We start from the raw sequence: 8367 nt of genomic DNA, 5'->3' as shown, positions 1-8367 counted from the left end.
GCGGGGGGGGGGGGTGGGGGGCGTTTTTGCGGTCGGGGCCCCGGGGGGCGGACCGCGCGAGCGCTCGCGCGGTCCGCCCGCAGGAGGCGTTCGTGACCCGCTCCGCCGGCCCGGGTGCCCACGGGGCGAGGGAATACGACTGGGCGGCTCTGGTCGAACCGCCCGGCGAGGACGCGGCGTTCGAGAGCGGACTGCTCACGCGCCTCAGTCCGACCGACGGCGAGACCGGGTGCATCTCCGCAGGAGAACTCTCCTCTTTGATGGAACTGGGATCTCGGAGAGGCTGTACTACCTGTGATCATGAGGAAGAGTGAGCGGCTTGAGTACTGGCTGTCACGGGCGCTGTTGTTCTCGGAGGATGATCTGGACGACATCGCCGACGTCCTTACGCCTGCGGGAAACGACGAGGACTGACCTGATGCGGCAAGACGCCGTGCTCGGTCAGGGCTGGAGGGGGACAACCGCCTGGAGCCCCTGCCGGGGGTACTGGACGCTGTCGGTTGATTCCGCCCCGTTGGATCTGATCCGGCGGGGTTGAGTGCTGCGAAAGATGAGACACGGGCGCGGGCGAATGGTCTGCCAGTCAGTGACAGCGCTGCGCCGACCAGGGGTCACCTGGGTCGGCGCAGCGCTGTCAGCTTGCGAGTGCCTGCCCCGCCCCTGACGATTCGCCTTATGACACGTTGCGAAGTGTGTGGGAATGACTACGAGCTGGCGTTCACTGTCGAGACCCGGGATGGGGCACGTCACGTTTTCGATTCGTTCGCTTGCGCGATCCATCGTATGGCCCCCATCTGCGAGCACTGCCGGGTGCAGATCATCGGCCAAGGCGTCGAGGTGGATGGTCACTGGTTCTGCGGCGCGCATTGTGCCCGCGCGGAGGGCAAGGTCGGCATCGTGGACAAGGTCGGCTCTGCTGTGTAGCCAACGGGCTCCTCGGTGCTTGGGCAGGGTGTGGAAAAAGGACTGGCTCAGGTGCACCCCTGCAAGAGCACCGCGCCCTGCGCGTGCACCTCGAAACTCATGCCGTAGTCATTGCCACATACTTCACATCTCGCCATGCGCCACAGGGTGGGGCGCCGACGGGGCGCGGGCGAGTGGACGCCGGGCGAGTCGCCCCGCAATCACCCGTCTGACGCCCACGTCGGTCGGGCCTGCGACGGCCCCGTCCGTGCGGCCTGTGACGCCAGGCTCGTGCGGCCTGTGACGCCCACGCTCGTGCGGCCTGTGACGCCCACGCTCGTGCGGCCTGTGACGCCCACGCTCGTGCGGCCTGTGACGCCCACGCCCGTGCGGTCCGCCACGCCCACGCCCATGCGGCCCCCCCCTACGCCGGGTCCACATCCCGCAGCAACTGCCCGAATGCCGCCTCGTCGATCACCGGGGTCCCGAACTGCCTGGCCTTGACCACCTTGGACGTACTGGAGTCCGGATCGTTCGTGACGAGCAGGCTGGTGAGCCGGGACAGGCTTGTCGCGACATGCAGTCCGGCCTCGACGGCGCGGTCCTCCAGTAGTTCACGGTCGACGGAGGTATCCCCGGAGAACGCGATCCGCATGCCTTGCCTGAGCGGTTTATCCGCCTCGTAGCGGCCAGGGTTGGGATAGGGGCAGGCGGGGCGCTTGCGCGAGGGGCGCCAACTCCCGGACGGGTAACCGCCGCTGGACTGCCGTCCGATCGACGGGCCGGAGGACCACTCCGTGAGCGGACGGCACTCAAGGAGGGGCAGCCGGACACCGCGGTGCGCGGCGGCCCGCAGGCTCGGCCGGAACGCCTCGGCCAGCACGCGCGCGTCATCCAGCGCGTGGTGCGCCCGCTGCTGTACGACGCCGAAATGCGCGGCCAGCGACTCCAGCTTGTGGTTGGGCAGCGGAAGCCCCAACTCCTTGGAGAGCGCGATGGTGCACAGGCGCTGCTTCACCGGAGCCTCGCTGTCCGCACGTGCGTACTCCCGCGCGATCATCGACCAGTCGAAGACCGCGTTGTGCGCGACGAGCACGCGGTCCGCGAGCCGGCCGGCGAACTCCTCGGCGATGTCCTGGAAGAGCGGGGCGCCTTCGAGCACGTCGCTCGTCAGGCCGTGGATCCACACCGGGCCCGGATCCCGCTCCGGGTTGACCATCGTGTACCAGTGGTCCTCGACCTCACCGTGCGCGTCCAGCCGGTAGACGGCGGCCGAGATTATCCGGTCGTCCCGGGCCAGGCCTGTGGTCTCCACGTCGACGACCGCGTACCCCTGTGGATACGCGGCCGGCCAGGAGACGGGGGACGCTGCGGTCGTCAGGTCTTCGAGCATGGTCACTGAGAATACGGGGCGCGACTGACAGTCCCGTCCCCGGACTCCGCACTCATCGGAGGGTCCGTCAGACGCCCACGCCGCGGGCGCCCCGTACGGCGAGGGCCGGGAGTTGCGCGGGTTTCGCCCGAGTCCGCCCGTGCGGGGCCGGTGCGAAGCCCGATGCGCACGGCTATGGCCCTTTCCCCTGCCTGGTGCAAACGTGCTGCGCGCCCGGTGGACGACGGCCTGCTAAGGGCGGTACGAGACATGGCACGAGTGAGGTACGGCGCACGGACCGAGGCGGAGATCGCCGCCGCGCGCACCGCGAGCTCGAGACTCTCCAGCATCTGGTCCACCGGCGTGGTGGCCGTCTGGGAGAGCGACCCGGACGCGATCGCGGCGGTCCTGCCGCCCCGCTCAAACCCCACCGGGCGGCCCCTGGTGCGGGTCAGCATCAGCAAGGTCGACCTGGCCGGATACCCGCTGGGCGCCGGCTCGTTCGCGGTCGCCGCCGCGCACGACCGCATCGAGGGCTGGTGTCCGCTCGTCATGCCGATGACGCACGAACGGGCTCTCATCGGCGGGCGTGAGGTCTTCGGGGAATCCAAGAAGCTCGGCGAGGTGACCGTCGAGCGCGACGGTCTCGTCGTACGCGCCGCACTCGCCCGGCACGGCATCGCGTTCGTAGAGGTACGCGGCGCGGTCAGCGGTGACCTGCCGCTGCCCGAGCCTGTCCGGAAGACCGACTTCTACTTCAAGTTCCTTCCCGCGGTGGACGGTTGGGGCTTCGACGCCGAACCCGTCCTCGTGCACTGCCTGCGCAACGAGAGGGTGCGCAAGCTGGAGCGGATCATCGGGGACGTCGTCCTGCGCGAGTCGATGTACGACCCGGTCGCCGACCTCCCCGTGCAACGGCTCGTCGAGGTCACCCTCGGCGAGAAGACCACCGGCCGGCGCGGCAGGGTCGTCGAACGCGTCAGCGCCCAGGCCCTGTTGCCGTACATCCACCAGCGCTACGACGATCCCCGGCAGATCCTCGACGGGCCGCCCGAGGGGAGCGTCTGACGGATCTGCGGGAGGGGCGGGTCGCCGTCGTCACGAGGTACCGCTGCGCGACCGTATCGGCCTCTACAAGATCATGTGGGGGAGCGACTACCCGCACGACTAGGGCACCCACCCGTACTCCAGGGAGGGCCTTCGGATCGCGTACGCGGGTCTGCCGCCGGACGAGATCGCGGCGATGGTCGGTGGCAACGCCGCCCGCGTGTACGGCTTCGACCTCGGCCTCCTCGACCCGTTCGCGGCGAGGATGGGACCGACAGTGGCCGAGATCGCGGAGCCGCTGGGAGAGCCCCCGGTGGACGCGACGAGTCCGGTGTTCGCGAAGGGAGGGGCGGTACGGGTCTGGTGACGGGTCGGCACGTGTGGCGACGGGTTGGTACGTGTGTGGTGATGGGTCGGCGTGTGTGGCGACAGGTAGGCACGCGTGTGGTGACGGGTCGATACGTCGTGGGCGGCGCCCGGGGTGCGATCCTCCCCGTGTGACCGAACCCACGCACGACGAACCCCACGGCGGCGCCCTCGGATCCCGGCTGAACTGGCTGCGTGCCGCCGTCCTGGGCGCCAACGACGGCATCGTCTCCACCGCGGGCATCGTGGTCGGCGTGGCGGGCGCCACCAGCGACCGCTCCGCGCTGTTCACCGCCGGGCTCGCGGGGCTGCTGGCCGGGTCCATGTCCATGGCGGCGGGCGAGTACGTCTCGGTGTCCACCCAACTGGACTCGGAGAAGGCCGCGCTGGCGCTGGAGAAGTGGGAGCTGAGGGAACAGCCGGAAGCCGAACTGGAGGAGCTGACCGGGCTCCTGGAGGAGCGGGGCCTGACACGGGACGTGGCCCGCGAGGCGGCCGAGCAGCTCACGCAACGGGACGCGCTCAGGGCCCACGCGAGCGAGGAGCTCGGCATCGACCCCGACGACCTCACCAACCCCTGGCACGCGGCCTGGGCGAGCTTCCTGTCGTTCACCATCGGCGCGCTCCTGCCCCTGCTCGCGATCGTCCTCCCGCCGAGCGACTGGAGGGTGCCCGTCACCGTGGTCTCGGTCCTCGCCGCCCTGGTCCTCACCGGCTGGGTGAGCGCGGATCTGAGCGCGGCGGGCGCGCGACGCGCGGTGCTGCGGAACGTGAGCGGGGGCGCGCTGGCGATGGCGGTGACCTACGCGGCGGGGGTCCTGCTGGGGGCGACGGGGGTGTGAGCGTCCTGTTCAGGGCCCCGGGCCAGGGGCGGCCATTGGCGGAGACCACCAAGAAGCAAGCGCGTACCGCCGGTAATACTTGTCAGTAACAACCCCTAGCCGGGGCCCACCAGCGGTTCTACGGTTCACCCATGCCGAACCTGCCCGATGTCGTGCTGTGGTCGATACCCGCCTTCGTGCTGCTCACCGTGATCGAGGTGGTGAGTGTCAAGATCCATCCAGATCCCGAAGGCGCTGCCGCGGGGTACGAGGCGAAGGACGCCGCGACGAGCGTCGGCATGGGGCTCGGCAGCCTCGCCTTCGACTTCCTGTGGAAGATCCCGATCGTCGCCCTCTACACGGCGATCTACGAACTGACCCCCCTCAAGGTGCCCGTCCTGTGGTGGACCGTCCCGCTGATGCTGCTCGGGCAGGACTTCTTCTACTACTGGTCGCACCGCGGACACCATGTCATCCGCATCCTCTGGGCCTGCCACGTCGTCCACCACTCCAGCCGCAAGTTCAACCTCACCACCGCCCTGCGCCAGCCCTGGACGACCTGGACCGTCTGGCCGTTCTACGTCCCGCTCATCGCCCACGGCGTGCATCCGGCGGCGCTCGCGTTCTGCTCGTCCGCGAACCTCGTCTACCAGTTCTGGATCCACACCGAGCGCATCGACAAGCTGCCCCGGGCCTTCGAGTTCGTCTTCAACACGCCCTCCCACCACCGCGTCCACCACGCCTCCCAGGGCGGCTACCTGGACCGCAACTTCGGGGGGATCCTCATCGTCTGGGACCGGCTCTTCGGGTCGTTCGTCGCGGAGACCGAGCGGCCCGTCTACGGCCTCACCAAGAACATCTCCACGTACAACCCCCTGCGCGTCGCCACCCATGAGTACGCCGCCATCGCCAGGGACCTGAGATCGGCCGGGAGTTGGCGCGAGCGCGCGGGGCGGATCTTCGGCGGGCCCGGCTGGCAGCCGGCTCCGAAGGCCGCTCCGAAGACACCGATGACCGAGCCGGTCGCGTGAACCCACGCCTCGCGCGTGTGCGCGCGAACCCACACCTCGCGCGCGTGCTCCTCGTGTCCTTCGGCGCGGCGGTCGCCGTGGACCTCGTCTCGCTGGCAGCCGGCTTCGATCCGGGGCACACGGTCGCCAAGCCGCTCCTGATGCCTCTGCTCGCCGCTCACGTGGGCGCGCGCGGCGGGCCCGGGTTGCTCGTCGCCGCCCTGCTCTTCGGCTGGGGCGGCGACACCCTTCTGCTGTTCGACGCGGACCCCGCCTTCCTGGCCGGGATGGCCTCCTTCGCCGCTGGGCACGCGTGTTACCTCGCGCTGTTCAAAAGCGCTCCACGCGCGCGTGGAGCACGGCTTCTCGGCGCGTACGGCATCGCCCTCCTCGCCACCGTCACCCTGCTGTGGCCCGACCTCCCCGCCGAACTGCGCCTCCCCGTCGCCGGGTACAGCCTGCTGCTGACCGCGATGGCGTACGGCTCGACACGGCTCGGGCTCGTGGCAGGCGTCGGCGGCGCCCTCTTCCTGCTCTCCGACACGCTCATCGCGACCGGAGTCGCCGACTGGCCGCAGCTCCCGAGGCCGGACTTCTGGATCATGCTCACGTACGCCGCCGCCCAGTTCCTGCTGGTCAAAGGCGTGCTGGGCACGCTCGGCGCGCAATCCGCACCGGGGGCGGCGTACGGTGAGAAGTGTTCGACGCCCCGCTGAGCGCAGCCGCAGACGCTCCGCAGAAGACCGCAGAAGACCGCAGTAGAACCGCAGTAGAACCGCAGGACAAGGAGCTTCCCCATGCGCGCCACCATCATCCAAGCCCCGTACGACATGCGCGTGGTGGACGTGCCCGAGCCCGTGGTGCAGCTGCCCACCGACGCGGTCGTCCGGGTGCTGCGGTCCTGCATCTGCGGCAGCGACCTGTGGGCCTACCGCGGAGAGTCGTCCCGGGTGCCGGGCCAGCGGATCGGGCACGAGTTCCTCGGCACTGTCGAGGAGACCGGCTCCGAGGTGACCGGCGTCAAGCGTGGCGACCTGGTCGTGGCGCCCTTCATGTGGTGCGACGGAGTGTGCGACTACTGCCGTGAGGGGCTCACCACCTCCTGCGAGCACGGCGGCATCTGGGGCGATGTCGGATACGACGGCGGGCAGGGCGAGGCCGTCCGCGTCCCCTACGCCGACGGCACTCTCGTACAACTGCCCAAGGAGGCCGCCTCCGACGACCACCTGCTGGCGGCCTTGCTGTCGCTGTCCGATGTGATGGGCACGGGTCATCACGCGGCCGTCGGCGCGGGGGTCCACGAGGGCGCCACCGTCGCCGTCGTCGGGGACGGCGCCGTCGGGCTGTGCGCCGTGCTGGCCGCCAAGCGGCTCGGCGCCGAGCGGATCATCGCGCTCGGACGCCACCAGGTGCGTACGGACATCGCGCGCGGCTTCGGTGCCACGGACATCGTCGCCGAGCGTGGCGACGCGGCTGTCGAGGCTGTCCGGGAGCTGACCCGGGGCCAGGGCGCGCGCTGCGTCGTCGAGGCGGTCGGGACCGAGCAGTCCATGGGGACGGCGGTGAACATCACCCGCGACGGCGGCGCCATCGGCTTCGTCGGGGTTCCGCACGGCAGCGGTACGGGGCTGGATCTGAGCGTCATGTTCGACCGGAACATCGCCCTGCGCGGCGGGGTCGCACCGGTGCGGGCGTACATCCCGGAGCTGCTGCCCGACATCCTCGACGGGACCATCGACCCGTCGCCCGTGTTCGATGTGACCGTCGGCCTGGAGGGCGTGCCCGACGGCTACAAGGCGATGGACGGGCGCACGGCCCTCAAGGTGCTCGTCACCATCTGATCGGCAGGGGAACTGCCGTCAGTACGCCCGACACCACGACGACGACGCCCAGTGCCACGACCTCCGCACGCGCGGGGGAGCAGGCACCGAGCGGGTCCGTGGCCCCGCGCAGCCGCAGTCGCGCCCACAGGGCCAGGGCGGCCACGACGGCCACGAGAAGCAACTTGGCCAGCAGCGTGCGCCCGTACGCCGTCGTCGTCAGCTGGTCCAGGACCGTCCCCGGCGGCATCCGGCGCAGCGCGCTCCATGTGCCCGTCGCGGTGAGCGCCGCGAACAGGACGGCCGCCACGCGCGCGTAGAGGCCCAAAAGCGCGGCCCCCGCCTCCGAAGGACCCCATTTCCGCAGCATCCGCAGAACGTGCAGCAGACCGCCGGTCCACAGCGCCGCGCAGACCACGTGCACGAGCGTGAGGCCGGAGCCGACCAGAGGGCTGTACTCCGTCGTGGGATGGGCGCGCAGCGCCTCCGCGACGGCCACCGCGGCGAGCGGCCACACCTGGAGGGCGGGGCGACGGTAGAGGGCGCAGAGGCCGGCCACCACGAAGGCGTTGACCTCCAGGAGCGCCAGCTTGCCCTCGCGGGTCTCGTAGAGCCCGCCGATGTCCATGTCGGAGAGCTGGTCGGGCAGCATGTTCCCGGTGGCCACGACCGAGGCGAGACCGAGTGCGGCCACGAACCCGGCGGCCGCGGCGAAAGGCGCCCAGCTGCGGGGCGCGTCCTCCAGGGGTGCGCCCGGCACCCGGCGGGCCAGCCGGGCCGCGAACAGTTCACCCGCCGGGACGCACAGCGCTGCGAACAGCACCATGCGCAGCAGGGCGATGCCCCCGGCGCCGGGGGCCGCGGCCTCACCGGTGCCGTCAAGCGCGGCGCGCGGGCCGAGCAGCGGGATCAGCGCCGCCGACGCCACCAGGGCGAGTAGGGCGACGGCCCGTCCGGTGGCCCGGCGGCGCGCCGGCTCGTCGGCGTCGGCCACCTCGGCGGTCGGTCTCGTCAACGTCACCTCAAGA

General features: G+C 70.9%; 8 protein-coding genes and 1 pseudogene. 7 read left to right on the top strand and 2 right to left on the bottom strand.

Features of this window, described 5'->3' with window-relative positions; all coding sequences use genetic code 11:
- The first annotated feature begins 675 nt into the window (after positions 1 to 675).
- On the top strand, positions 676 to 924 hold the full coding sequence (locus tag AB0N66_RS39490; protein WP_365444758.1) for a hypothetical protein: 249 nt from the start codon (positions 676 to 678) through the stop codon (positions 922 to 924).
- 403 nt (positions 925 to 1327) lie between these two features.
- On the opposite strand, the gene AB0N66_RS39485 is transcribed toward AB0N66_RS39490, so the two are convergent.
- Positions 1328 to 2296, bottom strand: a complete 969-nt coding sequence (locus AB0N66_RS39485; protein WP_365444755.1) for a DEDDh family exonuclease — start codon at positions 2294 to 2296, stop codon at positions 1328 to 1330.
- Between the two features lie 249 nt (positions 2297 to 2545).
- Here AB0N66_RS39485 and AB0N66_RS39480 point away from each other — a divergent pair, with 249 nt between their 5' ends.
- From AB0N66_RS39480 to AB0N66_RS39455, 6 genes and pseudogenes are all read left to right on the top strand, one after another.
- Positions 2546 to 3343, top strand: a complete 798-nt coding sequence (locus tag AB0N66_RS39480; RefSeq protein WP_365444752.1) for an acetoacetate decarboxylase family protein — start codon at positions 2546 to 2548, stop codon at positions 3341 to 3343.
- Positions 3344 to 3374: 31 nt separating this feature from the next.
- A pseudogene (locus AB0N66_RS39475) lies at positions 3375 to 3689 on the top strand (amidohydrolase family protein); the annotation flags it as partial.
- 130 nt (positions 3690 to 3819) lie between these two features.
- A complete protein-coding gene (locus AB0N66_RS39470) occupies positions 3820 to 4530 on the top strand; it encodes a VIT family protein (protein ID WP_365444749.1) in 711 nt (236 codons plus the stop codon).
- A 131-nt stretch (positions 4531 to 4661) separates the two neighbouring features.
- Positions 4662 to 5540, top strand: coding sequence for a sterol desaturase family protein (locus AB0N66_RS39465; RefSeq protein ID WP_365444746.1), 879 nt, complete (start codon positions 4662 to 4664; stop codon positions 5538 to 5540).
- A gap of 17 nt (positions 5541 to 5557) precedes the next feature.
- A complete protein-coding gene (locus AB0N66_RS39460) occupies positions 5558 to 6235 on the top strand; it encodes a lysoplasmalogenase (RefSeq protein ID WP_365444743.1) in 678 nt (225 codons plus the stop codon).
- An 81-nt stretch (positions 6236 to 6316) separates the two neighbouring features.
- A complete protein-coding gene (locus AB0N66_RS39455; RefSeq protein ID WP_365444740.1) occupies positions 6317 to 7360 on the top strand; it encodes a zinc-dependent alcohol dehydrogenase family protein in 1044 nt (347 codons plus the stop codon).
- Here the strand turns inward: AB0N66_RS39455 and AB0N66_RS39450 are convergent.
- On the bottom strand, positions 7350 to 8354 hold the full coding sequence (locus AB0N66_RS39450; protein WP_365444766.1) for a CopD family protein: 1005 nt from the start codon (positions 8352 to 8354) through the stop codon (positions 7350 to 7352). The genes AB0N66_RS39455 and AB0N66_RS39450 overlap by 11 nt on opposite strands.
- Positions 8355 to 8367 lie beyond the last annotated feature (13 nt).

Origin of the sequence: Streptomyces sp. NPDC093544 (assembly GCF_040683495.1) — a bacterium.
Classification (GTDB): domain Bacteria; phylum Actinomycetota; class Actinomycetes; order Streptomycetales; family Streptomycetaceae; genus Streptomyces.
The sequence above is the reverse complement of the archived record's forward strand: the minus strand, read 5'-3'. Positions and strand labels throughout refer to the sequence as shown.

What these genes read in the sequence shown, in the direction of transcription:
- AB0N66_RS39490 (WP_365444758.1), top strand. Translation starts at nt 676, where the DNA reads ATGACACGTTGCGAAGTGTGTGGGAATGACTACGAGCTGGCGTTCACT.
- AB0N66_RS39485 (WP_365444755.1), bottom strand. Translation starts at nt 2,296, where the DNA reads ATGCTCGAAGACCTGACGACCGCAGCGTCCCCCGTCTCCTGGCCGGCC.
- AB0N66_RS39480 (WP_365444752.1), top strand. Translation starts at nt 2,546, where the DNA reads ATGGCACGAGTGAGGTACGGCGCACGGACCGAGGCGGAGATCGCCGCC.
- AB0N66_RS39465 (WP_365444746.1), top strand. Translation starts at nt 4,662, where the DNA reads ATGCCGAACCTGCCCGATGTCGTGCTGTGGTCGATACCCGCCTTCGTG.
- AB0N66_RS39455 (WP_365444740.1), top strand. Translation starts at nt 6,317, where the DNA reads ATGCGCGCCACCATCATCCAAGCCCCGTACGACATGCGCGTGGTGGAC.